General features: G+C 60.0%; 27 protein-coding genes. 12 read left to right on the top strand and 15 right to left on the bottom strand.

The genetic code is table 11. The features are described 5' to 3' along the window. The first annotated feature begins 29 nt into the window (after positions 1-29). Positions 30-770, top strand: coding sequence for an SDR family NAD(P)-dependent oxidoreductase (locus C5748_RS01785; RefSeq protein WP_105740188.1), 741 nt, complete (start codon positions 30-32; stop codon positions 768-770). Positions 771-1,010: 240 nt separating this feature from the next. Here the strand turns inward: C5748_RS01785 and pssA are convergent, their stop codons facing one another. The 5 genes from pssA to C5748_RS01760 all read right to left on the bottom strand — a co-directional run bounded on the left by pssA (position 1,011) and on the right by C5748_RS01760 (position 6,514). Beyond that, positions 1,011-1,862, bottom strand: coding sequence for a CDP-diacylglycerol--serine O-phosphatidyltransferase (gene pssA / locus C5748_RS01780; protein WP_105740187.1), 852 nt, complete (start codon positions 1,860-1,862; stop codon positions 1,011-1,013). A 4-nt stretch (positions 1,863-1,866) separates the two neighbouring features. Continuing rightward, the gene (locus C5748_RS01775; RefSeq protein WP_105740186.1) at positions 1,867-2,565 is read right to left on the bottom strand and encodes a phosphatidylserine decarboxylase; all 699 of its coding nucleotides are present in this window, start codon (positions 2,563-2,565) and stop codon (positions 1,867-1,869) included. Between the two features lie 302 nt (positions 2,566-2,867). Then, the gene (locus C5748_RS01770; protein ID WP_105740185.1) at positions 2,868-4,763 is read right to left on the bottom strand and encodes an ABCB family ABC transporter ATP-binding protein/permease; all 1,896 of its coding nucleotides are present in this window, start codon (positions 4,761-4,763) and stop codon (positions 2,868-2,870) included. 12 nt (positions 4,764-4,775) lie between these two features. Then, positions 4,776-5,126 (bottom strand): ArsR/SmtB family transcription factor, encoded by a 351-nt coding sequence (locus C5748_RS01765; RefSeq protein ID WP_105740184.1) that lies wholly within the window; start codon positions 5,124-5,126, stop codon positions 4,776-4,778. A 68-nt stretch (positions 5,127-5,194) separates the two neighbouring features. Continuing rightward, positions 5,195-6,514 (bottom strand): Ig-like domain-containing protein, encoded by a 1,320-nt coding sequence (locus tag C5748_RS01760; RefSeq protein WP_105740183.1) that lies wholly within the window; start codon positions 6,512-6,514, stop codon positions 5,195-5,197. A 227-nt stretch (positions 6,515-6,741) separates the two neighbouring features. On the opposite strand from C5748_RS01760, the gene C5748_RS01755 reads away from it, so the two are divergent. Continuing rightward, positions 6,742-7,347 carry an LOG family protein gene (locus C5748_RS01755; protein ID WP_105740182.1) on the top strand — a complete coding sequence of 202 codons (606 nt, stop codon included), beginning with the start codon at positions 6,742-6,744 and terminating at the stop codon, positions 7,345-7,347. Between the two features lie 43 nt (positions 7,348-7,390). After that, a complete protein-coding gene (locus C5748_RS01750; protein ID WP_158259799.1) occupies positions 7,391-8,383 on the top strand; it encodes a CorA family divalent cation transporter in 993 nt (330 codons plus the stop codon). 11 nt (positions 8,384-8,394) lie between these two features. Here the strand turns inward: C5748_RS01750 and rarD are convergent, their stop codons facing one another. From rarD to cysS, 5 genes are all read right to left on the bottom strand, one after another. Then, on the bottom strand, positions 8,395-9,312 hold the full coding sequence (rarD, locus tag C5748_RS01745; protein WP_105740180.1) for an EamA family transporter RarD: 918 nt from the start codon (positions 9,310-9,312) through the stop codon (positions 8,395-8,397). A gap of 368 nt (positions 9,313-9,680) precedes the next feature. Next, positions 9,681-11,294 (bottom strand): citramalate synthase, encoded by a 1,614-nt coding sequence (gene cimA, locus C5748_RS01740; RefSeq protein ID WP_105740179.1) that lies wholly within the window; start codon positions 11,292-11,294, stop codon positions 9,681-9,683. 58 nt (positions 11,295-11,352) lie between these two features. After that, positions 11,353-11,835: a GFA family protein gene (locus C5748_RS01735; RefSeq protein ID WP_105740178.1), complete on the bottom strand. Its 483-nt coding sequence runs from the start codon at positions 11,833-11,835 to the stop codon at positions 11,353-11,355. Next, positions 11,832-12,215, bottom strand: a complete 384-nt coding sequence (locus C5748_RS01730) for an endonuclease domain-containing protein (RefSeq protein WP_105740309.1) — start codon at positions 12,213-12,215, stop codon at positions 11,832-11,834. The genes C5748_RS01735 and C5748_RS01730 overlap by 4 nt, the downstream gene beginning before the upstream one ends. 230 nt (positions 12,216-12,445) lie before the next feature. Next, complete coding sequence (cysS, locus tag C5748_RS01725) at positions 12,446-13,963, bottom strand: cysteine--tRNA ligase (protein ID WP_105740177.1); 1,518 nt, start codon at positions 13,961-13,963, stop codon at positions 12,446-12,448. Positions 13,964-14,455: 492 nt separating this feature from the next. On the opposite strand from cysS, the gene C5748_RS01720 reads away from it, so the two are divergent. Then, positions 14,456-14,623: a hydrolase gene (locus C5748_RS01720; protein ID WP_105740176.1), complete on the top strand. Its 168-nt coding sequence runs from the start codon at positions 14,456-14,458 to the stop codon at positions 14,621-14,623. On the opposite strand, the gene C5748_RS01715 is transcribed toward C5748_RS01720, so the two are convergent. Next, on the bottom strand, positions 14,600-15,214 hold the full coding sequence (locus tag C5748_RS01715) for a LysE/ArgO family amino acid transporter (protein WP_105740175.1): 615 nt from the start codon (positions 15,212-15,214) through the stop codon (positions 14,600-14,602). The two genes, C5748_RS01720 and C5748_RS01715, sit on opposite strands and share 24 nt — an antisense overlap. A 34-nt stretch (positions 15,215-15,248) precedes the next feature. After that, positions 15,249-16,028, bottom strand: a complete 780-nt coding sequence (locus tag C5748_RS01710) for an SOS response-associated peptidase (RefSeq protein WP_105740174.1) — start codon at positions 16,026-16,028, stop codon at positions 15,249-15,251. Between the two features lie 117 nt (positions 16,029-16,145). On the opposite strand from C5748_RS01710, the gene C5748_RS01705 reads away from it, so the two are divergent. From C5748_RS01705 to C5748_RS01685, 5 genes are all read left to right on the top strand, one after another. Continuing rightward, on the top strand, positions 16,146-16,577 hold the full coding sequence (locus C5748_RS01705) for an NUDIX hydrolase (RefSeq protein ID WP_105740173.1): 432 nt from the start codon (positions 16,146-16,148) through the stop codon (positions 16,575-16,577). A 68-nt stretch (positions 16,578-16,645) separates the two neighbouring features. After that, positions 16,646-17,467, top strand: a complete 822-nt coding sequence (locus C5748_RS01700; RefSeq protein WP_158259798.1) for a class I SAM-dependent methyltransferase — start codon at positions 16,646-16,648, stop codon at positions 17,465-17,467. A gap of 137 nt (positions 17,468-17,604) precedes the next feature. Then, entirely contained in the window at positions 17,605-17,961 is a 357-nt protein-coding gene (locus C5748_RS01695; protein WP_280953467.1) for a TIGR02301 family protein, read from the top strand. A gap of 183 nt (positions 17,962-18,144) precedes the next feature. Further along, on the top strand, positions 18,145-18,402 hold the full coding sequence (locus C5748_RS01690) for a hypothetical protein (protein WP_105740171.1): 258 nt from the start codon (positions 18,145-18,147) through the stop codon (positions 18,400-18,402). A 320-nt stretch (positions 18,403-18,722) separates the two neighbouring features. Beyond that, a complete protein-coding gene (locus C5748_RS01685) occupies positions 18,723-19,496 on the top strand; it encodes a hypothetical protein (protein ID WP_105740307.1) in 774 nt (257 codons plus the stop codon). A gap of 87 nt (positions 19,497-19,583) precedes the next feature. On the opposite strand, the gene C5748_RS01680 is transcribed toward C5748_RS01685, so the two are convergent. The 3 genes from C5748_RS01680 to C5748_RS01670 form a co-directional block, all read right to left on the bottom strand. Then, positions 19,584-20,291, bottom strand: a complete 708-nt coding sequence (locus C5748_RS01680; protein ID WP_105740170.1) for an HAD family hydrolase — start codon at positions 20,289-20,291, stop codon at positions 19,584-19,586. A 202-nt stretch (positions 20,292-20,493) separates the two neighbouring features. Next, positions 20,494-20,781, bottom strand: coding sequence for a YciI family protein (locus C5748_RS01675; protein WP_105740169.1), 288 nt, complete (start codon positions 20,779-20,781; stop codon positions 20,494-20,496). A 20-nt stretch (positions 20,782-20,801) separates the two neighbouring features. Then, the gene (locus C5748_RS01670; protein ID WP_105740168.1) at positions 20,802-22,136 is read right to left on the bottom strand and encodes a dihydroorotase; all 1,335 of its coding nucleotides are present in this window, start codon (positions 22,134-22,136) and stop codon (positions 20,802-20,804) included. A 73-nt stretch (positions 22,137-22,209) separates the two neighbouring features. Here C5748_RS01670 and ygfZ point away from each other — a divergent pair, with 73 nt between their 5' ends. From ygfZ to C5748_RS01655, 3 genes are read left to right on the top strand one after another with little or no spacing between them, the layout of a single operon-like run. Further along, on the top strand, positions 22,210-23,085 hold the full coding sequence (gene ygfZ / locus C5748_RS01665) for a CAF17-like 4Fe-4S cluster assembly/insertion protein YgfZ (RefSeq protein ID WP_105740167.1): 876 nt from the start codon (positions 22,210-22,212) through the stop codon (positions 23,083-23,085). Further along, positions 23,085-23,717 (top strand): hydrolase, encoded by a 633-nt coding sequence (locus C5748_RS01660; RefSeq protein WP_425350187.1) that lies wholly within the window; start codon positions 23,085-23,087, stop codon positions 23,715-23,717. The genes ygfZ and C5748_RS01660 overlap by 1 nt, the downstream gene beginning before the upstream one ends. Then, the gene (locus C5748_RS01655) at positions 23,717-24,232 is read left to right on the top strand and encodes a tyrosine phosphatase family protein (RefSeq protein WP_105740306.1); all 516 of its coding nucleotides are present in this window, start codon (positions 23,717-23,719) and stop codon (positions 24,230-24,232) included. Before C5748_RS01660 ends, C5748_RS01655 begins: the two co-directional genes overlap by 1 nt. Positions 24,233-24,335 lie beyond the last annotated feature (103 nt).

Genomic DNA, 24,335 nt, shown 5'->3' with positions numbered 1-24,335 from the left:
CAGTATCCCCCTTCAATAGCAGGACAAGCATGAGCATCGATCTGAATGGCCGGCTGGCGCTGGTGACTGGCGCCTCGCGCGGCATCGGCTATTTCCTCAGCCTCGAACTCGCAAAGCGCGGCGCCCATGTGATCGCCGTCGCCCGCACGGTCGGCGGCCTGGAAGAGCTCGACGACGAGATCAGGGCGCTCGGCGGCAGCGCCACGCTGGTGCCGCTCGACCTGACCGACATGGCGGGGATCGACAGGCTCGGCGGCTCGATCCACGAGCGCTGGGGGAAACTGGACATTCTGGTCGCCAATGCCGGCATCCTTGGAACCATAACGCCGATCGGCCATGTCGAGGCCAAGACCTTCGAAAGGGTCATGACGGTCAATGTGACAGGCACATGGCGGCTGATCCGCTCCGTCGATCCGCTGCTACGGCAGTCGGATGCGGGCCGCGCTATCCTGCTTTCGTCAGGCGTCGCCCATTCCGCGCGCGCCTTCTGGGCCCCCTATGCGGCATCCAAGGCGGCTGTCGAGGTGATGGCGCGAAGCTGGGCGGAAGAAACAAGGCAGATGAAACTGCGCATCAATTCGGTCAATCCCGGCGCGACGCGCACCGCCATGCGGGCGCAGGCCATGCCGGGCGAGGACCCGGACACCCTGCCCCATCCGAGGGACGTGGCGGAGAAGATCGTGGCGTTGGCGGACCCGGCGATGGATGTCACCGGGCAGCTTTTCGACGTGCGCGAGGACCGGTTTCTTAGTTATCGGTTGCCGGGGTGAGTATCAGTCTGGCTAACGCTGGCGCTGGAATACCCCCCTCTGGCCTGCCGGCCATCTCCCCCTCAAGGAGGGAGATTACGCTGTCATTTACGCTGCTGCCAGTCGTAGACGTTGCAAAATAAGTGCCGTCATTGATGTAGGCTAACCTCCCTCCTTGAGGGGGAGATGGCCGGCAGGCCAGAGGGGGTGAGAGGAAGCGCGCGATGCTGTCTCTGATCGTTGACACTGCGTAGTGTCGTCTCAAATTGTACCCTTGTCGCCCGCCGGGCTTTCAGGCGTCGCTTCCGGCGTCTCCTGCATTTCCGCTGCCATGCGCTTGTGCCAGGCAGCGACGCTGAAGGGCAGGAAAACCAGATAGGCAAGTGCGGTCAGTGTCAGCATTTCCCAGGTATAGCTCATCAGGAAGGCGACATAGATGACCACGCACAGGATGAGCGGCATGACGATGTCGCGCCGCACGAGGCTCCCTGCCGTCTTGCCATTATAGACCGGCAAGCGGCTGACCAGCAGGAAGGCGATGGCGACCGTATAGATCGAGGCGCTGAAGGCCAGCACCCGCGTCGGGGCAAGCCCGAGAAAGCCTAGATAGACCGGCAGCAGCACCAGCATGGCGCCCGCAGGCGCCGGCACGCCGATGAAATAATTGCTCTGCCAAGGCGGTGTGCGCGGGTCGTCGAGCATGACGTTGAAACGGGCCAGGCGCAGGCAGCAGGCGATGCAATAGAGCAGCGCGGCGATCCAGCCGAAGGCACGCGCCTGATCGAGCATGAAGGAATAAAGCACCAGAGCCGGCGCAACGCCGAAATTGACGATATCGGCGAGCGAATCCATCTGAGCGCCGAATTTGGACGTGCCCTTCATCATCCGTGCGACGCGCCCGTCTATGCCGTCGAGAAAGGCGGCGATGAGCACCATCGACACGGCCAGTTCAAAACGGTTCTCGAAGGCGAGCCGCACGCCGGTGAGCCCGGCGCAGATGGCCAGTACCGTGATCACATTGGGAACGACCATCCGCATCGGTATCTGCGAAAGGCGTGGTCCCCTGCCCTCGGCGGGGCCGTTCGGCTCGAATGGTGGAAACGGCGTTTCCATGGGCTCAGGCGATCCGAACGGCAGGTGCGGGCCTGTTGCTGCCGAACTCGGCCAGGACGGTTTCGCCGGCAACCGCCGTCTGACCGACGGCAACGCGTACCTCGGCGCCCTTCGGTAGGTAGACATCGACGCGGGAGCCGAAACGAATCAGACCGAAGCGCTCGCCCGTCGCCAGCAGATTGTCCTCCTTGGTCCAGCAGACGATACGCCGCGCCACGAGACCCGCGATCTGCACCACTGCCACCGTTCCGTTGGGGCTGTCGATCAAAAGACCGTTGCGCTCGTTTTCCGCGCTCGCCTTGTCCAGATCCGCGTTGAGGAACAGGCCCGGACGATAGGCGATTTTGGTGATCCGACCGCTGACCGGAGCGCGATTCACATGGCAGGAAAATACGTTCATGAAGACGGAGATGCGCGTCATCGGCTCGTCGCCGAGATCGAGCTCGCGCGGCGGGATCGCCGGGCCGACGGAGGAAACCTTGCCGTCCGCCGAACTGATGACCAGCCGATCGTCCGTCGGCGTCACCCGCTCGGGATCGCGGTAGAAATAGATGCACCAGATGGTGAGAACCATGCCGATCCAGAACAGCGGATCCCAAAACCAGCCGAGAATGAGCGACGCCACGAAGAAGGCCGCGATGAAAGGATATCCTTCGCGGTGGATCGGCACGAATGTGTTGCGGACGGTATCGAACAGGCTCATCTGTCATTCCTCGATTTTCCCCCACTCCTTAGTGGAGAATACGGCTTTGGGCAAATATGATTCGGTGAGTTGTGTTTGTTGTTAGGTGAGAAGGTTAGCGCGCTTCCTCTCACCCCCCTCTGCCTTGCCAGGCATCTCCCCCACAAGGGGGGAGATTGGCTGACATCAGGTTCCACGTCCATTCTGCTACATTTGCGATTGGTGCCCAATGTCTATGAAGGCGTAATCTCCCCCCTTGTGGGGGTGATGGCTGGCAAGCCAGAGGGGGGTATTGCAGTGCGACTTGGTAATTCCAGCCTCACTCACTCCGCAGCGGGTACGCCGCGGTTCAACAGGCCCATTTCGTCCTTCTCGCGCACTTGCCGCAAGCGCTCCTCGGCTTCGGTGGCTTCGCGCTGGCGATCCCACATCGAGGCGTAAAGGCCTTTTTTGTGCAAAAGCGAGCGGTGCGTGCCACGTTCGGCGATCACGCCGTCCTTGAGCACGATGATCTCGTCGGCCGTGATGACCGTCGACAGGCGGTGCGCGATGACGAGCGTGGTCCGGCCCTCACTGACGATATCGAGTGCCGACTGGATCTCCTGCTCGGTCGCCGTGTCGAGGGCGGAGGTCGCCTCGTCGAGGATGAGGATCGGCGGCGCTTTCAGGATCGTGCGGGCGATGGCGACGCGCTGCTTTTCGCCGCCGGAGAGTTTCAGCCCGCGCTCGCCGACCATGGACTGATAGCCATCCGGCAGGAGCTTGATAAAGTGCGAGATCTGCGCCAGATCGGCTGCGCGCTCGACCTCCTCCTCTGTCGCCGACATGCGGCCATAACGAATATTGTAGGCAATGGTGTCGTTGAACAGCACCGTATCCTGCGGCACCATACCGATGACCTTGCGTAAGGATTCCTGCGTCACGTCGCGGACATCCTGCCCATCAATGGTGATGGCGCCGCCCTGAATATCGTAGAAGCGGAAGAGCAGCCGCGAAATCGTGGATTTGCCCGCGCCCGAAGGGCCGACGATGGCAACGGTCTTGCCCGCGGGAACCTCGAAGCTGATGTCCTTGAGGATGGGCCGCGCCGGATCATAGGAGAAAAGCACATTGTCGAAGCGGATCGCGCCGTCGGTGGCAATGAGCGGTTTGGCGTCCGGTTTGTCCTTCACCTCTTGGTCGACATCGAGAAGATCGAACATCTGCTCGATATCGGTGAGCCCCTGGCGCACCTCGCGATAGATGAAGCCGATGAAATTGAGGGGTACCGACAATTGCATCAACAGCGCGTTGATGAAGACGAAATCGCCCAGCGACTGGGTGCCGGCAATCACGGCGCGTGCCGACATCACCATGATGATCGCCATGCCGGCGCCGAAAATCACCGCCTGGCCGAAGTTCAGCCAGCCGAGCGAGGTCCAGGTCTTGGTTGCGGCTACCTCATAGCGCGCCATCGCTCCGTCGAAGCGCCTAGCCTCCATGGCCTCATTGCCGAAATATTTGACGGTCTCGAAATTGAGCAGCGAATCGATCGCCTTGGTGTTGGCGTCGGTATCGGATTCGTTCATATCGCGGCGGATATTGATGCGCCAATCGCTCGCCTTGATGGTGAACCAAGTATAGAGCCAGACCGTCACGGCGACGACCACCAGATAGGAGAATCCATAGGCGAAGGCGAAGATGACAGCCGTCAGCGCGAATTCCAGGATGGTCGGCAGCGTGTTGAGGATCGTGAAGCGGACGATGGTCTCAATGCCCTTGGTGCCGCGCTCGATGACCCGCGAGAGGCCGCCGGTGCGCCGTTCCAGATGGAAACGCAGCGACAGCTCATGCATATGCACGAAGGTCCTGAAAGCGAGCTGGCGCACGGCATATTGGCCGACGCTGGCAAAAAGCGCATCGCGCAGCTGATTGAACCCGGCCTGGACGATCCGTGCAAAATTATAGGCGACGACCAGCATGACCGCGCCGAGGAACAGCGCCGGGATATAATCGGGCGCCTGAAATTTGCCGTTCAGCGCATTCGTCGCCCATTTGAAGAAATAGGGAACGAGGATCAGCACGATCTTGGAGATGAACAGATAGAATGTCGCCCAGACGACGCGCATCTTGAGATCGGGCCGGCCGGCCGGCCAAATGTAGGGCCAGAGATTGCGGATCGTCTGCAGGGTTTGGCCGGATTCGGCGGAGACGGTTTTTGATTTTTTTCTGTTTGACATGATCTCGAAGCTTTATTTCCGCTGCCCTGAGCAGAAATCGGCAAGGTCGTTCACCAGGCCGTTCAAATGAGTTTGGATCGCATTGAGCGCTTGGCTATTGACGCTGTAGCGGGATGACTGGCGCTCGGGCCGATAATCGACCAGTCCTGCCTGCACCAAAACCTTCAGATGTTGCGAGACGGTGGATTGCGCAAGATCGACGGTCGAAACGATCTCCTTGCAGCAGCAGGCATCCTGAAGGATGAGATGGCGCAGGATGCGCAGACGCGCCTCATGCGCCAGCGCAGCATAGATGCGCGCAGCGCGAGCATCCTCTGCATTGGCGGCAAGCGGATCAAAATCTGGACTGAAGCAATCTTTCATCGTAAATCGGCGATATACGATATAGGGCGTGACCGCAAGCTTTTACGCGCGCGCTGGAGCGATTAAATCTACTTCTGTGCGTTCAATCGGCGTTGCGCTTCTTCATCCGACAGCGGCTTCCTCGGCATTGAAAAAACCTGGCCGGGCAATATCAAATCGGGGTTCTCTATCTGATCTGCATTGGCGAGATAGATTGTCGTATAGCGCGTGCCCCTGCCATAGGTGCGCTTCGAAATCGTCCAGAGATTGTCGCCCTTGCGGATGATGACCGATCCGTCGACGTTTTCCAGCGATTGGGCGAGCGGCTTGGCTTTCGCATCGCTTTTAGCGGCTTCATCCGTTTGCGCTCCAGCGGCAATCCTGCCGGCCTTTGGAGCAACGGCTGCAATATTCTCTCCCGCCTCACGCCGAAACGGAACGCGCGCGCTGGCGATCACGGTACCATCCTTTTCCGTGAGATCCGCCCGGATGATGTAATCGCCCACGGCAAGCGGAATTTGGCTCTGCACCAGGAAACGAGCCGTCGGCGAGACGGGAGCACTGCCGAGAAGCGTATCATTGGCATAGACGACGACGCGTTTTCCCGGCACGGCCCTGCCCGCGACGAAGATTGTATCACCCTCGATCTCGACGGCCTCCACCGTAACGGAAAGCTCCTGTTGCGGTTCAGTTTCAGTTGTTGCCGACCCGGGATTTGGCGCAGGCTCGGTGCGCGCCCGATCCGATGGCTGTTGCACCGTGTCCAGCTGCTGGTTGGACGGTCGAGAGGGGGATGATGGCGGCGGGGCAGTAGCTGCATCGTCCTGCTGCGCATCGGCAGGCGGAGCGGCGGCGGGGCTCTGCGCCTGCGGCGTAGTGATCATCCGGCTTGCCTGGCCCGGCTGCTCGACCAGCGCCAACACCTGTCCGTCGCTTTTATCCGGTATGGAGACGACCGCCGTTTGCGCCGATGTCGCAGCCTTATCGTCGGTACCGGTCGCACGCAGCACCAATTGATGATCGCCGGGCTTCAGCGCCTGATCGAGCGCCACCGCGAAATCGCCATTTTCGGCGGCCTTGGCGGATCCGAGGACGGACGATCCCGCAATGACATCGACATTGGAGGAAGCCTCGGCCTTGCCGGCGATGACCACCGAACCATCAGGCTCGACCCGCAATATATCGAAGGACGGAACCGTGACGCCCGCCTGCTGGTCGGCTGTGGGCGCCGCATCGGGTGCTGGCGATGTGCTTTGCGGCGCATCAGCCTGCGGCGCGACGGATGTGGCTACGGGCGGCTGAGGCGGTGCTTTCGGTGCGGTTCCCGGAAGGACGCCGAGATAAGCGGCTATCCCGGCCGCGGCGATGACCGCGGCAAAACCAAACAGGGCATAATAGTTTTTCTGCATTTCCCCGGTCCCTTTTCATTTCGATCTACAGCTTTTTGATCGGACCTACAAGAATGTGGGAGGCCTTGCAGTTCGTTAATATTCCGTATCCGCCTTAATATGGAACCACACCTACTATAGAACCATCTTGGGGCCGGCGCAAAAGGGTCCTCGCGCTAGTTGCGGCCAAGTGGCCGCCTAGTGGTTTCGGGTTGACGGTTTCGAGGCAAACTGCCCTACTTCCAGACATGAACAAGATTCGATCCATTTGCGTTTACTGCGGCTCGTCTCCGGGCCTCAATCCTCTCTACAAGCAGTCCGGCAGGGCGCTGGGGCGCTCGATCGCCGAACATGGCTTGGAGCTCGTCTATGGCGGCGGCACCAAGGGCATCATGGGCGCTGTTGCCGACGGCGTCATGTCGGCCGGCGGCAAGGTGACGGGTATCATCCCGAAATTCCTGATGAGCAAGGAAGCCACCGAACATGCGCTCAGCCAGCTGAACGAGCTGATCGTCACCGACGACATGCACCAGCGCAAGCATCTGATGTTCCAGCGCTCCGATGCGTTCGTTACGCTTCCCGGCGGCATCGGCACGGTTGAGGAAATCGTCGAGATGATGACCTGGGCGCAACTCGGCCATCATAACAAGCCGATGGTCCTCGCCAATATCAACCGGTTCTGGGATCCGATGATATCGCTTCTCGATCACATGAGAACCGAAGGCTTCGTCCATACGTCGCATCTGGTGAAGCCGCTGATCGTCGAGCGCGCCGAGGATATCGTGCCGGCCATTCTCGGCACCGCGACCGCTAAACCATCGGATGGCGACGAGGCGGTCATCGGGCGGATGTAATCTCCTTGAATGCAACTCCCCTGGGGCGAATGGAGAGGGAATAGTGGCGATCCATTCGGAAACTCGGGGGCCGACAGCTTTTTTCCGCGATGCGGGCATCGTCGCCTTCTACGCATTCGACGCGTCCGGCAACCGGACCACGACGGATGATGCGCATTGGTCATGGACCAACTATTCCTTGACCGATACGCGTGGACGAAAAGCCATCGGGGCGGAAAGCGCGCTGCCGCCCTTCATCAAAGAGAGCTTGCTGGCGAGTTCCGACCGATATTACATCGAATACGAGAATGGATGGCTGTTCGGCGAAATGCCGGATATGCAGCACGAACATTATGGCGACGGGCGTGCACCGGGCTATTTCCGGTTTTCATTCAGCGACGATCGTTTCGTCAGCGGCCGCAAGCATCCGCTTCAATCGGTAGATGACATCCGCCAGGCGCTCGACCAGGACCTTTTCAAACCGGCCTCTCCGGCGAGATTGTTCGAACGCATCATGCGCCGCTTCCTCGAACGGCTGAAGCTTCAGCTTTCGGAACTCTCCGAAAGGCTCGATTCCATCGAGGACCACATCGTCGGCGATGCATGGCAGGGCGAAAGCGAGCGGCTCGCGCCCGTCCGGCGGCAGATCGTCGCCTCGCACCGTTATCTCTCGATTACGGCAAATCTGCTCAGGCATCTGGAACAGACACACCGCAAGGAATTCCCGGAGGAACTTGGCGATATCGTGGAAGACCTCTCGCAGCGCGCCGGCGCACTGCACCAGGAAGGCGAGCAGTTGCAGGCGCGCGCCAGGCTTTTGCAGGAAGAGCTGATGGCCAAGCTTGCCCATCGGTCGAACCAGCTTCTCTATGTGCTCTCGGTGATGACCGCCGTCCTTCTTCCCTCCACGGTGATATCAGGCTTCTTCGGCATGAATACCGCAGGGCTCCCCTTTGCCGATGAGCGGCACGGTTTCTGGATCGTGGCCATTTTCGCTCTCACGATTTCGGCCATCGTTCTGCTCATCGTCCGACGGATCGGCGGTCCGGGGCGGTAGACACGGCGCCCTCAAACCGCCCCCTTCGTCCTCGCTTCCGCCAAACTCGACCATGTATAGATCGCAAGCCCGGCCCAGATGAGGCCGAAGGCTACGAACTGGACCGTCGAGAACGGCTCCTTGAACCAGAACACGGCGATCAGGAAGATGATCGTCGGACCGATATACTGCATGATGCCGATGGTGGTGTAGCGCAGGAGCTTCGCGCCGAAGGCATAGCAGATGAGCGGCACGGCCGTCGCCGGCCCGGCCATCAGCAGCAGGAACACGTTCCAACCGTTGCCGGCGGCGAAATGGTCCTGGCCTGTGCCGATCAGCCACATGATATAGCCCAGCGCCGGGACCGACAGGATCAGCACTTCCAGCATGAAGCCCTGCGACGGGCCGATCGGCAGCGTCTTGCGCAGAAAGCCGTAAAAGCCGAAGCTCAGCGCCAGCGCCAGCGAAACCCATGGCAGACCACCGGCCTTGACGGTGAGCAGGACGACGGCGGCGACCGCGAGACCGACCGCCACCATCTGCGCCCGATTGAGCCGCTCTTTGAGAAACAGCGCACCGAGAACGACATTGAGGATCGGGTTGATATAATAACCAAGCGCCGTCTCGAGCGCCCGGTCCACCGAGATCGCCCAGACATAGATGCCCCAGTTGAGCGTGATCAGGCCGGCAGTGAGGCAGGCCATCATCAGCGTGCGCGGACTGCGGAGCGCGGCGGTGATGTCAGCCGTGCGCCCGATGAGGAAAAGCAGAATGGCGGCAACGGGAACCGACCAGACGATGCGATGGGCAACCACCTCGGAAGCGGGAATATGCGTCACCAGCTTCATGTAAAGCGGCAGGAAGCCCCACATCAGATAGGCGGCAAGCGCGAAGATGAAGCCGCGAGCGCCATCCGACATCGGGGCATGGGCAAGGGTGTTGTCTGTCATTCAGGATTGCCTCGTCATAGAGCGGTTCCTAATTTTGATGGAATCACCCGTTTCTTGCCCTAGAGCATGTCGGAACTAACTTGAAACAGCTTCCCTCTGGCCGTCATTCTCGGGCTTGTCCCGAGAATCTACGACGGCATGATCTGTCAGAACGGTAAATGCTTTTCTTTGTCCTTGTCGCAGATTCTCGGGACAAGCCCGAGAATGACGACAGGGCAAGGGGCATTGTCCAACCAGTGTTTCAATAAAACATGACGACCTCTAGAACTAGCGTCTCCACTTCAAGGCGACTATCCGGCTCTTGCGCCCAAGTCGATGTGAAATCCATTCAATTATGCTGATTGAAGCATCAATTCCGTTGATCGATCCTATTCCGCTGCGAGCTGCCCGGCCATTTCGCGGTTCTTCATCAGCTTATAGACGACGGATTCCATCAGCGCGTGGAAGGATGCATCGATGATGTTGTCGGAGACGCCGACCGTGCGCCAGCGGGCGCCGGTTGCATCGTGCGATTCGATCAGGACGCGGGTGATGGCCTCGGTGCCGCCATTGAGGATACGCACCTTGAAATCCACCAGCTCCAGATCCTCTATCTCGCTCTGGTAGCGGCCGAGATCCTTGCGCAGCGCGATATCGAGCGCGTTCACCGGCCCGTGCCCTTCGGCGACCGACATGCGCAACTCGCCGTCTATCTCGATCTTGACGATCGCCTCGGAGACCGTCTTGACCTGGCCTGCGGCGTCGAAGCGACGCTCGACCATGCAGCGGAAGGAATCGACCCTAAAGAACAACGGAATAGTGCCGAGCACGCCGCGCGCCAGAAGCTCGAAGCTCGCGTCGGCACTTTCATAGGCATAGCCCGCCGCCTCGCGCTCCTTGACGAGCGCGATGAGCGTGTCGAGGCGCCGGTCATCCTTGGCGACCTTGATGCCGCGGCGTTCGAGCTCGGCGATGAAATTGGACTTGCCGCCCTGGTCCGAAACCATGAGGCGGCGGCGGTTACCCACCGTTTCCGGCGGCACGTGTTCGTAAGTCGCCGGCTCCTTGATGAGCGCTGAGGCATGGATGCCGGCCTTGGTCGCGAAGGCCGAAATACCGGCATAGGCAGCCTGCTCGAGCGGCGCACGGTTGAGGATATCGTCGAAAGTGTGCGACAGACGGGTGATCTTGCCAAGCGCCTCGGCGCTGATCCCGGTTTCGAAACGGTCGGCCCAATAGGGCTTCAGCATCAGCGTCGGGATGAGCGTCACCAGATTGGCATTGCCGCAGCGCTCGCCGATGCCGTTCAGCGTGCCCTGCACCTGGCGCACGCCGGCGTCGATGGCGGCGAGCGAGACGGCGACCGCCTGCTCCGTGTCGTTATGAGCGTGGATGCCGAGGCTCTCGCCGGGCACCACTCTCTTGACCGCGTTGACGATCTCGGCCACCTCGCCCGGCTGCGTGCCGCCATTGGTGTCGCATAGCACGACCCAGCGCGCGCCCGCCTCATAGGCCGAGGCGGCACAGGCAAGGGCGTATTCGGGATTGGCCTTGTAGCCGTCGAAGAAATGCTCGCAATCGACCATTGCCTCCTTGCCGGCCATGCGGGCGGCGGTGACGGACGCGGTGATCGCCTCGAGGTTTTCTTCATTGGTGCAGCCGAGTGCCACCTTCACATGGTAATCCCAGCTCTTGGCGACGAAGCAGATGGCGTCGGAAGCCGCCTGCAGCAGGACGGAAAGGCCCGGATCGTTCGAGGCGGAAACGCCTGCCCGCTTGGTCATGCCGAAGGCGACGAATTTGGCGCGCGCCGTCTGCTTGCGCTTGAAGAAAGCCGTATCGGTGGGGTTCGCCCCGGGATAGCCGCCCTCGACATAATCGACGCCGAATTCGTCGAGCATGGCGGCGATCGCCTTCTTGTCCTCGACGGAGAAGTCGATGCCGGGCGTCTGCTGGCCGTCCCGCAGCGTGGTGTCGTAGAGGTAGATACGTTCTTTTTTCACTATTTCCGCTCCTCAAGAGCCCGGTCTCTGTCTGCTTTGGCCCAATTCAGGGAAGTTGTCACGAGGGCGGCCAACGGTCCGTGTCGTGGTCGGGGTGCTGATACGAGACGAGCGTGTTCAGGAAATCGGCGGATTGTGTGTCTTCCATCGTGGTATATCCGGGAAGCCGCGAGAGGCCGTCAACATAGGGCAATTTCCCCTCCATTCCCCATTGTACGGCAGGCTCGATCTCTTCCGGCGCATCGAAAGCGCCGATGGCAAGCGCGACGCCATCCGGCGCCTCATAGGTGAGCGGCGTGCCGCACTCGGCACAAAAGCCGCGCTTGACGTGATTGGAGGATTGGAAACGCTTCGGCTCGCCGCGCGTCCATGTCAGGCTCGTCTCGCGGACCGAGACGAGCGGCGCATAGAAGCCGCCGAACGCCTTCTGGCACATGCGGCAATGGCAGATCGAGCCATCGCCCAGCCTGCCTTCGACGCGGAAACGAACCGCGCCGCACTGGCATCCACCGGTGTGGAAGGGTTTGTTGTCGAGGGTCATTGCGATATCTCCTCCGTTTTGGGATCGGCAACCGTCACGATATGCCGGCAGACGCCATCGATATCGCGCAGGATATCATCGTTCCAGAAACGCAGGATGGTCCAGCCGTCCTGTTCCAGCCTTCTTGTCCGTTCCGCGTCGGCGGCCACTTCCTGGTCCTGACCATGCTGTGAGCCGTCAAGCTCCACAATGATACGAGATGATGGACAGGCAAAATCGACAATATAGCCGGCAATCGGCATTTGCCGCCGAAAGGCCAGCCCCATGAGCCGATGTGCCCGAATCTCATTCCAGAGTTTCAGTTCCGCGTCGGTCATTTTGCTGCGCATCGATTTCGCATTCTTGCGCGCACGGCTGGAAATGCGAGCGTGTGATACCATCATGGCCTACCTGGTGTGCCTATTGCGGACACAGTCTGCCGTGAACAAGGCGGAAGAGCACCCCCCTCTGGCCTGCCGGCCATCTCCCCCACAAGGGGGGAGATTAGCCTTCATTGATGACGGAGCTTTATTCTGCAACGCTGCTGATTGGCTGCCAACGACGATGATGGTCAATCTCCCCCCTTGTGGGGGAGATGGCCGGCAGGCCAGAGGGGGGTGAGATGACGTGCTCACCGCTTGACCTCCCATGTGGTCACGCGCTCGCCGGTGGCCGGGTCCTTGCCATCCTTGAGCTGAATGCCCTGTTTCAGAAGCTCATCACGGATGCGGTCGGCTTCGGCGAAATTCTTTTCACTGATGAAGGAAAGACGAGCTTCTATGCTGGCTTCAATCTCCGGCAGTTCAGGTGAATGTTTGGACCATTCGGTTACCGTTTGCAGATATGAACGCCAATTTATTCCTAAAAGCTGCAGTGCTCCATCTACATCCGCATCGGCGCGCAGATCGTGGATAGCTTTCACCGCCGAAACTGTGTTCAAATCGTCGAGAAGCGCGTCAGCAACGGTAGAAGGTGGACGCTTGGCATCCGGGGAAGCGAGTGCACCCTCATCCTGATCTCTCGACATCATAGCTAGGTCGAAAGCCTTAATTTTCCTGAAGAATCTAAGGAGGATCCTTTCCGCCTCCTCCAGTTTCCTGACCGAAAAATCAATCGGCTCGCGGTAATGCGTCATCAGCATGGCGAGCCGCAGCACCTCGCCCGGCCATTTGCGGCCGCCGAACTTATCAGTCGCGAGCAACTCATTGATCGTCACGAAATTCCCGAGGCTCTTCGACATCTTCTGGCCTTCGACCTGAAGAAAGCCGTTGTGCATCCAGATATTGGCCATGCGCCCGGTGCCGAAGGCGCAGCAGGATTGGGCGAGTTCGTTTTCGTGGTGCGGGAAGACGAGGTCTATGCCGCCGGCATGGATGTCGAAGACGTTCTTTTCGGGATCGTCACATTCGAGGCCGCCGCCGAAGGGCTCCAGCAGTTTGGCCATCGACATGGCCGAGCACTCAATATGCCAGCCGGGACGTCCGGGAACCGCTATTCCCGCGGGCGAAGGCCAGCCGGGTTCGCCGTCCTTCGACGGCTTCCACAGGACGAAATCCATCTCGTCGCGCTTGTAGGAGGCGACGTCGACGCGGGCGCCGGCGATCATCTCGTCGAGCGAGCGGCGGGCAAGCGAGCCATAGCGCGGCAGCCCGTTGGCACCGTTCATCGAGGCGACGGAGAAAAGTACGTGATCTTCGGCGACATAGGCAAAACCGCGCTTTACCAGCCGATCGATCATGGCGCGCATTCCATCCAGATGTTCGGTGGCGCGCGGCTGATGGGTCGGCTCCAGGCAACCGAGCTCGGCGACATCCGCCTGGAACTGATTGTTCGTCGCCTCGGTCACCTTGCGGATCGCCTCGTTCAGCGGTAGGTCGGGATAGTCGCGCGCGGCGCGGGCGTTGATCTTGTCGTCGACGTCGGTGATGTTGCGCGCGTAGGTGACATGCTCCTCGCCATAGAGATGGCGCAGCAGGCGGAACAGCACATCGAAGACGATGACGGGACGCGCATTGCCGATATGGGCGTAGTCATAGACCGTCGGCCCGCAGACATACATGCGCACATTATCCGCGTCGATCGGGGCGAAAACCTCTTTTTCATGCGTCAAAGTGTTGTAAAGGCGCAGTTTCGGCGCTGCTTCGCTCATGCAAAATCCCCTAAGCCAATTCCTCTTGAGCCCAATCCTCTTTAAACGAGGCAAGCCGAGGCAAACATTGCTCTGGCCGACTGGCCGGTGCGTTTGTCATCTTTTCAAGCTGATTAAGGAGACGAAAACGGCCGGGCCAGCAGCTGCTAGCCGATAATGATCACACAAATACAAATCGTCGTTGCGGATGGCGTTTTCATGGGATGCACTTATCCCCGCCTCCGCCTTCGCCGTCAAGAGCAATTCAAAGATGCAGCATGTGTGACAGCGACTCTCATCTTGTCCGGGCTGGCTGTCCGGGCTGGAAATCGTTTCGAACTTTTAATGGATTGGCTCGTTGACTCAGGACAAGCCCGACAATGCTGCATTTTTGCAACAGGGCGCATGGTTAAGCAGGATTAACCCGAATTCCTCAAAAGCGGCGAGAAACAGCCTTTTTTCAGTCTGATTCCACCGAAGAATAGGGATTGTCATACGAGGAAGGAACTTAAAATGAGCAAGAAAGTCTTAACACTGCGGCCTGACAGGCTGACGGACCATTATCGCGAGATCGGCCCTGCGGCGCTCGTCGCAGCTCTGCTCGCTGCACCACGCAGCCATTCGGACGCGCGCAACGACAACCGCCGGACATCGATCCTAACCGACAAAAAATCGGGTTGACAGGCTGATACCGATCCCGGCCATGACGAGGCCGATCAGGCAATCGAGAATGCGCCACGCCGCGGGCCTGGCGAAGACCGGCTGGAGCAGACGCGCACCATAGCCGAGCCCGAAGAACCAGACGAAGGACGAGACGGCCGCGCCAGCGCCATAGGCAATGCGGTTTGCCCCTTCGAAGCGGGCCGAGAGGCTGCCCAGGAGCAGCACCGTATCGAGATAGACATGCGGATTGAGGAAGGTGAGCGCCAGACAAGTGGCGACTGCCGCCTTCAGGCTCGCCTCGCCTTTGCCCTTGGTATCCATTGCCTCAGGGTTGAACGAGCGGCGAAACGCCACGAATGCATAGTAGAACAGGAAAGCCGCGCCGCCGAGCGTTACCGCCGCGATCAATCCCGGCGATTGCGCAAGCAACGTGCCCAGGCCGGCCACGCCGGCGGTAATCAAAAGCGCATCGGACAGGGCGCAGATGAGGCAGAGAACGAAGACGTGCTGGCGCAGCAGACCCTGGCGCAGGATATAGGCGTTCTGCGCTCCGATGGCGATGATGAGCGAGGCGCCCAAGAGGAAGCCTGAGAGAGCAGCTGAGACCATTACGGAATTTCCTGAAAATCGGGCGAGAACGAGATCAGAACATCGAGAGTTGACCGCCTGAACCATCTTCCGGCTCCGGCTTCTTCTTGTTCTTTGGCTGTTCGGCCTTCGCCGTCAAGTCCTCTTCGACGCGCTCCTGAATGTCAGGCGTGACGTTGCTCACCTTGTTGACCTTGTCGGATACGGGAACGGCCTCGAAAAAATCCGCCTCGGCGGGGCGCATCAATCCAGCCACGTCGCGCGGCAGGTTGTGCTTGCAGTCAAGCCAGAGGCCGAAATCCTCGGGCTGGATGACCACCGGCATACGCTCATGGATGGGGCGCAGCGTCGCATTGGCGCTCGTCGTCAAAATGCCACCCGTGTCGATCTGCGAACCATCGGCGCTGCTCCAGGTTTCCATGAGCGCGGCAAAGGCGATCAGCCCGCCATGGCGGGGCCGCACCCAATAGGCCTGCGCCTTGTTGCGCCCCTCGCGCCGCCATTCGTAGAACCCGGAGGCCGGCACCAGAGCGCGGCGATGATGCAGTGCCGCGCGGAAGGAATTCTTCTCCGCCGCGGTTTCGCTGCGGATGTTGAACATCAGCGGAAAATCGTTCGGGTTCTTGGCCCATCCCGGAATGAAGCCCCAGCGCACGAGCTGGCCTACCCGGTCCGGGCGGTTCGAGCCCGGCGGCGGCGTTTCGCCCGCTATCACCGTCAGGATCGGCTGCGTCGGCGCGATATTGTAACGCGGCGGAAAGTCTTCGCCGATGATCGCGGCCAGGAGCGCCTCGACCTCCTGCCTGGTTGCCGTTAGTGAAAATCGTCCGCACATGACGGGCGATGTTCAGCTTTTTGCCGCCCGGGTCAAGCGGCGCGTCGTCTGAGCCTCGTGAAATCCGGCCTCAATTCCGGCTTGCCAACGACGCCTGAGCGGCATACGCCATGCCCCATGGCTATTTCCCAACCCATCCATGGCGTTTCACTGATCTGCCGCCGCGACGGGCGATTTCTGCTGGTGGAACGCGGACGCGAACCCTGGAAGGGCTGGCTCGCCTTTCCCGGCGGACGTCGCGAGGCCGATGAAACGCCAGAGGAAGCGGCCCGGCGCGAGCTCATGGAGGAAACCGGGCTCATGGCGGAAAAGCTCACGCATTTCGTCACCGTCGATCTCAGCCGGGATAGCGGCAGCTCTTATGAGGCGAGCTATCATCTCGCCGTCTTTCGCGCTTATGGCGTCACCGGCGAGGCTGTCGCCGCCGACGATGCGGCGGCCGTCTTGTGGCTCGACGTCGACGAAATGGCGAAAGTCCGCATTACCGAAAGCACGCTCGCCGCCGCCCGCGAGATTGTCAGGATCGAAGATGGCGGGGCATTGGCCTGAGCTTTTCGGAGCTATCGTCGGGCACTGTTTAGAGCAGCTCTTTAAATTCCAGTTCTATGATGGATGCGATGAACCCGGGCAAAGAAAATATTCCACTCAAAATCAATCCCGAACTGGGCAGGAGCATCTTTGGGACGAACGCGCAAGCATATCACCAAGCGCGGCCGGGCTATCCAGCGCGCGTCTTTGAGATTCTGCAAACTACCTGCGGTGCTGACGTTGACGTTTTTGAGATTGGACCGGGTACAGGCCAAGCCACCGAGCCGCTTCTGGACTATGGCTGCCGGGTGACGGCAATCGAGCCGGATGAACGTCTTGCCGCATTTCTTGATGTCCGGTTGAAGAAGCATGCCGCTCGGCTGACAATCGATCGGCATCCATTCGAGGATATAGAACTGCCCGCCGGTTCATTCGAACTCGGTATAGCGGCAATGTCGCTGCACTGGCTTTCCCCGGAGATTGCCCTTGCAAAGGCGTTCCGGCTTCTACGCTCTGGGGGAAAATGGGCGATGTGGTGGACCGTTTTTGGCGATCCGGACGACATGGATGATTTTCAGCGCCAAACACAATCTCTGTTTAAAAAAATTGGAGCGCAGTCTTTCACACCGGTCGCAGGCTGGACGCCCTTTGCGCTCGAAAGAGACAAGCGTCTCGCCGAACTCGAAAAGGCGTCTTTTACAGAAACCGTTTATGAAAAAGTCCGGTGGAGTCCTGTGTTGAGCACCCGGCAAGTGCTGGAATTGACCGCGACTTTTTCGCCGGTCGCCCGCTTGCCTGAAATAGAGCGGGTATGCTTCCTGGATGACATAGCCCGCATAGCGGAGCGGGAATTCAATGGAAGCGTTCGCCGGAATTTTGTTACCGCGATCTACACCGCACACAAGCCGTAGATGCTCAGCGCTAACCTCTATCACCATGCCTTTGCGTTAAGCTTCTTCCAGATTAACACCTTGAAGCGGCTTTTGTTTCGCGCCAATAAGGAACCAGCGGAGAGGATCGAGGATATTTTTTGAAGCGTGCATGGCAGATAGCGATCGTGATGGCTGGTTTGATAGCGTTGCCGGCAGCAGCGGCAACGGTGAACGAACCGCCTTATGAAGCGAAACTGATCCGGTTGGCCGAGATCCTGGGCTCGCTCCATTATCTGCGCAACCTGTGCGGCGAGCCGGGAAACGAGTGGCGGGACCGCATGAATGCCATAATTGCTGCGGAAAAACCCGAAAAGCCCAGGCGAGCGCGGATCATTTCCAGTTTCAACCGTGGGTATCGGGCCTTCAGCGAGGTATATTCGAGCTGTACCGATTCGTCGGTTGCGGCGATTGACCGCTATATGAAGGAAGGAGAAGGCTTGTCGAACGAGATCGCCGCGCGTTATGGAAATTAAGACGGCGTTAACTGTTGAAATCATTGATGCCGCCAGTCGATTAAAATTGGTGGTAATCTGTTAACGGGACATTAAGTTAAGGCCTCAGGCTAAGACGAGACTTCAGCCCTGCAAAGCGATGACGACTTCATCGATGGATTCAGGGCCCTTGAGAAAAAACCGGCATACGCCAAGGTGGAATGGATGGGACAAGCTCCAACCGATCTCGACGAACTCATCGCACGCGAGAAGAAGCTTGCCGCGATCGAATATCAGAACGAAGTCTGGGCCGATGGCATTTCGGAAGGCATCGAACCTGAGATTCTGGCCGAAGCGGCCTTTGCGACGGCACTGACCGAACTCATTCGTGACGCGGGCGACGAAAGCGCGCTGGCCTTGATCGAAAAGATGCGCGAGCAGATCATCTCAGGTGATTTTCTCACCGACCGCATCCTGCAATAGCACGCGGGAATTGCAGGCGGGCTCGCAATGATGCGCCGCAACGCCCCGGAATTTTGTATGACCCCGCCCGAAATCCCCAGGACTTATCGCAGACCGGACGCGCGGCTAGAGCGCCGTGCGTCCAATTGGACGCACAAAGGACGCGTCTCAAGCCTTTGAATCTACGCATCGTGCTTTCCGAAAATCGATTCCGATTTTCGGGCCGATGCTGTAGCGATTTTGCCCGGTTCTCGGCAGGGTTTTCGAACGGGCTTTACCCAGATTGGGATAAACCATGCAGGCATCTTCCGCCTGCTGATTTTCTGTGACAACATATGATGATGATCCGTCTTCTCCCGCCAGTTTCGCAGTTTTTTTCGCGTCTTGTGACGCTTGGTCTTTTCGTTTTCCTGACTGGCGCGACGGCGCTGGCGGATGGGCGACCTCAAGAGGATTTGCAGCGGCTTGCGTTGAGCGAAATCCAGCCGGAACCGGCACAAGCTCCAAGGAAAAGCGCCACGGACGATACCGATCCGGCAACACAGATCCCCCTGCCCGGTCCGCTCAAGCAAGTGCCGTCGCAACCATCGGAAAACACTGAGGAGATGGTCGATCCCGCGCGGCCGCAGGTCAAGGAAAACGGTACGCCGCCGGTGGTCCAATATGATGTCGAAGAATTGCCGGCAGCGGTGAAGCAGATGCGCGAGCGCATTCTCGAAGCCGCCAAATCAGGCAATGTCGAAGCATTGCGTCCGCTGATCGGCACCGGAGACGACATGACCGCGCTCTCGCTCAGCGGCTTTGAAGGCGACCCGATCGATTATCTCAAGGGGATTTCCGGCGACAATGACGGTCAGGAAGTGTTGGCTATCCTCGTCGATCTGCTCGAGACCGGCTATGTCCATCTCGATGCAGGCGGATCGAACGAGCTCTATGTCTGGCCGTATTTCTTCGCCTACCCGATTGACAAGCTGACGCCGCCGCAGATGGTGGAGCTTTATCAGATCATCACCGCCGGCGATTATGACGACATGAAGACCTTCGGCGCCTATATCTTCTACCGTATCGGCATCAGCCCGGACGGGAAATGGCAGTTTTTTGTGGCTGGGGATTGACCGCCGTAACACCCCCCTCTGCCCGGCAGGGCAGAGGGGGGTGTTACGGCGCCAGCGTTTCTATTTAAAAATGAATCGCTATAGCGCCTACTTCAACGCTTCCACCAGATCGACCAGTTCGGAAATCCGGCCGAGACGCCTGAAGCGCGGTGCTTCGACCGGTTCTTCGGCATGTTCGAGCGCCCATGTCAGATCGTGTGGAATATAGACGCCCCAGCTGCCCGCGGCGATTGCGGGAACGACATCGGACTTCAATGAATTGCCGACCATCATGGCGTGCGCCGCGCCGTCGCCATAGCGGGCGAAGACACGCTCATAAGTCGCCGCGTCCTTCAAGCTGACGATCTCCACCGCGTCGAAGAACTCGCCCAGGCCGGATTGCGCCAGCTTGCGCTCCTGATCGAACAGGTCACCCTTGGTGATCATGATCATGCGGTAGGTGCCGGCGAGACGTTCCAGCGTCTCGCGTACTTGCGGCATGGTTTCCACAGGATGGCTCAGCATTTCGCGCCCTGCATCCAGTATCTTCTGTATCACATGCGCCGGCGCGCGGCCCTCGGTCACTTCGATGGCGGTCTCGATCATCGACAAGGTGAAGCCCTTGATGCCGAAGCCGTAAAGCTGGAGATTGCGTCTTTCCGCTTCCAGAAGCCGCTGGGTCAGATGCTCCTTTTCGGCGTAATCGGCCAGAAAGGACGCAAAGCGCTCCTCTGTCAGCCGAAAGAATTGTTCGTTCTGCCAAAGCGTGTCATCGGCATCGAAACCGATGGCCGAAAGCAATTTCCTGTCGTGCATGGCTGTCAATTTTCTCGGAACTGGAGCTTAGCTTCCCCTCTGGCCGTCATTCTCGGGCTTGTCCCGAGAATCTACAACATGAAAAAGAAAAGCAATTACCGTTCTGACGGATCATGCCGCTGTAGATTCTCGGGACAAGCCCGAGAATGACGACTGGACAGGGGCGTTGTCTGCCAGAATTTCAATTAACCCATGACAATCTCTAGAGAATGCCGCTCAAGGCGCCGTGATGCTTGTTGGGTTCGAACTCGGTAATATCATAGCGCGCAAGTCCGTGCTGCTGGAACGGATCCTCGGCAAGAATATTGTCCAGTTCGGTGCGGCTCACCTTGCCGCTCGCCAGGATGATGCCGCCATCGCGCGGGTTCTTGGGACCCGATGCCAGAAAAATGTCCTTGGCATAATAGACATCGAGAAATTCGCGGTGGAGCCGGATGTGCTCCTCGATCTCCGTCAGAGGCTTCACGTAAATCAGATTGACGATGTACATGCACTCTCTCCCGCTTTGGGTCAGGCCCTCGGCAGCGCTTCGAGGAACTCCACCGGCTCGCCCTGCGACGGCGTGACGATCTCGCCTTCCCACATGATTTTCAGCCCACGGACGAAGGTGCCGACCGGCCAGCCGGTGACGGTTTTGCCGTCATAAGGCGTCCAACCGGCGCGCGACCCGGCCTGTGCATGGGTAATGGTCTCGCGCCGTTTGAGATCCACGATGGTCAGATCGGCGTCATAGCCGACGGCGACGCGGCCCTTGCGCGCCATGCCGAAAATCCGGTTCGGGCCGTGCGAGGTCAGATCGACGAAACGCTCGATCGAAAGCCGCCCGGCATGGACGTGATCGAGCATGATCGGCACCAGCGTCTGCACCCCGGTCATGCCCGAGGGCGAAGCCGGATAGGGCTTCTGCTTTTCCTCAAGCGTGTGCGGTGCGTGGTCGGACCCGAGCACATCCACCACGCCCTGCCCGATGCCATGCCAGATGCCGTCGCGATGGCGCGCCGCGCGCACCGGCGGGTTCATCTGGATGAGGTTGCCGAGCGTCTTGTAATCCTCGGCATCCAGCGTCAGATGATGCGGCGTCGCCTCGCAGGTCGCGACGTCCTTATGCCCTCCAAGGAATTCGATTTCCTCGGCGGTCGAGATATGCAGCACGTGGATGCGCGCGCCCGTTTCATGAGCGATACGTACCAGACGCTCGGTGCAGGAAAGTGCCGCGATCTCATCGCGCCAGACGGGGTGGCTCGAAGGATCGCCCGGTATACGGAGGTTTTCGCGCTCGCGCAGGCGGAATTCATCCTCCGAATGGAAGGCGGCGCGGCGGCGCGTGTTCTTCAGGATCGAGCGAACGCCCTCGTCATCCTCGACCAGGAGATCGCCAGTGGATGAGCCCATGAACACCTTGATGCCGGCTGCACCCGGCAGGCGCTCCAGCTCGGCCACATCGCCGGCATTGTCGCGCGTGCCGCCGACCCAGAAGGCGAAATCGCAATGCATCCGGTGGCGGCCGCGCCGCACCTTGTCGGCAAGCGTTTCGGCGGAGGTGGTCAGCGGCTTGGTGTTGGGCATTTCGAAGACCGTGGTGACCCCGCCCAGAACGGCGGCACGCGATCCGGTTTCGAGATCTTCCTTGTGTTCGAGGCCCGGCTCACGGAAATGGACCTGGCTATCGACGACGCCGGGGAGGATATGCAGGCCGGTGCAATCGATCGTTACATCAGCCGACTTTCCGTCGAGACCGCCGATCGCGGCGATGCGTCCGTCGCGGATGCCGATGTCGCGGAGGCCCTTTCCATCCTGATTGACCAACGTGCCACCCTTCAGGATCGTGTCGAAAGTCTCTGCCATCTGGTTTTCTCCGTCTTGCGGCCTCTCGATATGCGGCTTACGTAACAAGGGAAGGAAAGGCAAGGGTGAACGCATGGCAGCACCGGTCCAATCGACAACACGGCCCGTCAATCTGAGCGGGCGGGCGCTCGTCCGCGCCACCGGCGAGGATGCCGAGAAATTCCTGCAGGCGATCATCACCACCGATCTCGATGATCTCGGGAAAGGCGAGATGAAACCCGGCGCGCTGCTTACGCCGCAGGGCAAGATCATGTTCGATTTTCTCGTCTCGCGCGTGGAAGGCGGGCTGCTCTTCGACCTTGCCGCCAGCCATGCGGCGGATTTCGCCAAGCGGCTGACGCTTTACCGGCTGCGGTCGAAAGCGGAAATTTCATTGCAGAATGAATCATTTGTCAGCGTTTCCTGGGGAAATGATTCCGTTTCCTCACACGATGATTCAACCGTACTCGATGGTCGTTTTCCCGCTGAAATGAAGGTTCTGCGCCATTATGGCGAAATCGCCGATGCAACCGATGAAGCCGAGTGGGCGGCGCTCAGGATCGCCCATGGCGTGGCGGAAGGCGGCTGCGATTTCACCCTTGGCAATGTCTTTCCGCATGATGTCAATCTCGACCAGACGGGCGGTGTCTCGTTCCGCAAGGGCTGCTTCATCGGGCAGGAAGTGGTGTCGCGGATGCAGCATCGCGGTACCGCGCGGCGGCGCGTGTTGATCGCAACGGGCGGTGCGGACCTGCCCGCCACGGGCACGCCGCTCACTTCAGGCGGGCGCGAGATCGGCACGCTCGGCAGTGTGTCCGGCAACAAGGCGCTGGCTCTGGTTCGCATCGACCGGGTGAAGGATGCGATGGTTTCAGGCACGCCGATCCTCGTCGGCGATGTGGCGGTGGTGCTCGCCATTCCACCTGCCGCGCGGTTCGGCTTTCCCGAACAGGCATCCGAGAACGCCTGATGGCCGCGGACAAATTGGCCGCAAGCGGCAAGTCGCGGGCGTGGCAACGCATGCTGTCGGGGCGCAGGCTCGACCTGCTCGATCCCTCGCCGCTCGATGTGGAGATATCCGATATCGCCCACGGGCTGTCGCGCGTGGCGCGTTGGAACGGCCAGACCGCCGGCGACCATGCCTTTTCCGTCGCGCAGCACTCGCTTCTCGTGGAGCAGATTTTTTCGCGGATCGAGCCGGACGCTTTGCCTGAGCGGCGGATGATGGCGCTACTGCACGACGCGCCTGAATATGTCATCGGCGACATGATATCGCCCTTCAAGGCGGTGGTCGGCGGCGGCTACAAGGCGATCGAAACGCGGCTTCAGGTAGCGGTCCATCTGCGCTTTTCGCTGCCTGCCGCGATGCCGGCGCCGTTGAAGGCACAGATCAAGCGGGTTGACCAGATCGCCGCATTCTTCGAGGCGACGCGGCTTGCGGGTTTTTCGGAGGGCGAAGCGGTGCGGTTTTTCGGCCGGCCGCGCGGAATCGACCCGCAGGGGCTGGACCTTTTTCCGCGCGCGACGCAAAACGTGCAAAAGGATTTTCTCGACCGTTTCTTCGCGCTCGACACGGCGCGAGGCGGAAAACAGGAGTGCTGATGCCGCATATCGTCGTCTCACCGCTCTCTCGCCTTGGCGAAGCCGCGCAGACCTTTCGTCCGCGCGCTATGGTTTCATTGATCAATATCGGCACGCTGATCAAGCGGCCGGACTGCATCGAAGCGGACCGCCATCTGTTTCTCGGCTTCAACGATATCGTGCAGGACATGCCGGGGATGACGCTGCCGGCTACCCAGCATGTGGAAAAGCTCATCGACTTCGCCCGGCGCTGGGATCGGCAGGCGCCGCTGCTCATTCATTGTTTTGCCGGCATCTCACGCTCGACGGCCGCCGCCTATATCGTAGCGAACGCACTCAATCCCGACATGAACACTGTCGAGCTTGCCAGTCTTCTGCGCACCCGCGCACCATCGGCGACGCCGAACATCCGCCTGGTTTCGCTTGCCGACGATCTGCTCGGACGCGGCGGGCGCATGGTCGACGCAGTCAATGCGATCGGCCGGGGCGCGGAGGCGTTCGAGGGCGTCCCCTTCGTCCTGCCTCTGGAGGTGTAGAGCGATATGTTCAAATGGAATCGCCTTCACACCCCCCTCTGGCCTGCCGGCCATCTCCCCCTCAAGGGGGGAGATCGGCCGACACGGCTTTCGGCTCGCATTC

Source organism: Phyllobacterium phragmitis (assembly GCF_002980495.1).
Taxonomy (GTDB): Bacteria; Pseudomonadota; Alphaproteobacteria; order Rhizobiales; family Rhizobiaceae; genus Paramesorhizobium; species Paramesorhizobium phragmitis.
This window is presented reverse-complemented; position numbering and strand designations above follow the sequence as displayed.

Coding starts and splice junctions, on each gene's coding strand:
- C5748_RS01675 (WP_105740169.1), bottom strand. CDS start 20,781: ATGTACATCGTCAATCTGATTTACGTGAAGCCTCTGACGGAGATCGAG.
- C5748_RS01770 (WP_105740185.1), bottom strand. CDS start 4,763: ATGTCAAACAGAAAAAAATCAAAAACCGTCTCCGCCGAATCCGGCCAA.
- C5748_RS01715 (WP_105740175.1), bottom strand. CDS start 15,214: ATGGTCTCAGCTGCTCTCTCAGGCTTCCTCTTGGGCGCCTCGCTCATC.
- C5748_RS01660 (WP_425350187.1), top strand. CDS start 23,085: ATGGCCGCGGACAAATTGGCCGCAAGCGGCAAGTCGCGGGCGTGGCAA.
- C5748_RS01765 (WP_105740184.1), bottom strand. CDS start 5,126: ATGAAAGATTGCTTCAGTCCAGATTTTGATCCGCTTGCCGCCAATGCA.
- C5748_RS01685 (WP_105740307.1), top strand. CDS start 18,723: ATGATCCGTCTTCTCCCGCCAGTTTCGCAGTTTTTTTCGCGTCTTGTG.
- rarD (WP_105740180.1), bottom strand. CDS start 9,312: ATGACAGACAACACCCTTGCCCATGCCCCGATGTCGGATGGCGCTCGC.
- C5748_RS01755 (WP_105740182.1), top strand. CDS start 6,742: ATGAACAAGATTCGATCCATTTGCGTTTACTGCGGCTCGTCTCCGGGC.
- ygfZ (WP_105740167.1), top strand. CDS start 22,210: ATGGCAGCACCGGTCCAATCGACAACACGGCCCGTCAATCTGAGCGGG.
- C5748_RS01785 (WP_105740188.1), top strand. CDS start 30: ATGAGCATCGATCTGAATGGCCGGCTGGCGCTGGTGACTGGCGCCTCG.
- pssA (WP_105740187.1), bottom strand. CDS start 1,862: ATGGAAACGCCGTTTCCACCATTCGAGCCGAACGGCCCCGCCGAGGGC.
- C5748_RS01775 (WP_105740186.1), bottom strand. CDS start 2,565: ATGAGCCTGTTCGATACCGTCCGCAACACATTCGTGCCGATCCACCGC.
- C5748_RS01705 (WP_105740173.1), top strand. CDS start 16,146: ATGGCTATTTCCCAACCCATCCATGGCGTTTCACTGATCTGCCGCCGC.
- C5748_RS01655 (WP_105740306.1), top strand. CDS start 23,717: ATGCCGCATATCGTCGTCTCACCGCTCTCTCGCCTTGGCGAAGCCGCG.
- C5748_RS01760 (WP_105740183.1), bottom strand. CDS start 6,514: ATGCAGAAAAACTATTATGCCCTGTTTGGTTTTGCCGCGGTCATCGCC.
- C5748_RS01700 (WP_158259798.1), top strand. CDS start 16,646: ATGAACCCGGGCAAAGAAAATATTCCACTCAAAATCAATCCCGAACTG.
- C5748_RS01720 (WP_105740176.1), top strand. CDS start 14,456: ATGAGCAAGAAAGTCTTAACACTGCGGCCTGACAGGCTGACGGACCAT.
- C5748_RS01735 (WP_105740178.1), bottom strand. CDS start 11,835: ATGACCCTCGACAACAAACCCTTCCACACCGGTGGATGCCAGTGCGGC.
- C5748_RS01730 (WP_105740309.1), bottom strand. CDS start 12,215: ATGGTATCACACGCTCGCATTTCCAGCCGTGCGCGCAAGAATGCGAAA.
- C5748_RS01670 (WP_105740168.1), bottom strand. CDS start 22,136: ATGGCAGAGACTTTCGACACGATCCTGAAGGGTGGCACGTTGGTCAAT.
- C5748_RS01690 (WP_105740171.1), top strand. CDS start 18,145: ATGGGACAAGCTCCAACCGATCTCGACGAACTCATCGCACGCGAGAAG.
- cysS (WP_105740177.1), bottom strand. CDS start 13,963: ATGAGCGAAGCAGCGCCGAAACTGCGCCTTTACAACACTTTGACGCAT.
- C5748_RS01710 (WP_105740174.1), bottom strand. CDS start 16,028: ATGTGCGGACGATTTTCACTAACGGCAACCAGGCAGGAGGTCGAGGCG.
- C5748_RS01680 (WP_105740170.1), bottom strand. CDS start 20,291: ATGCACGACAGGAAATTGCTTTCGGCCATCGGTTTCGATGCCGATGAC.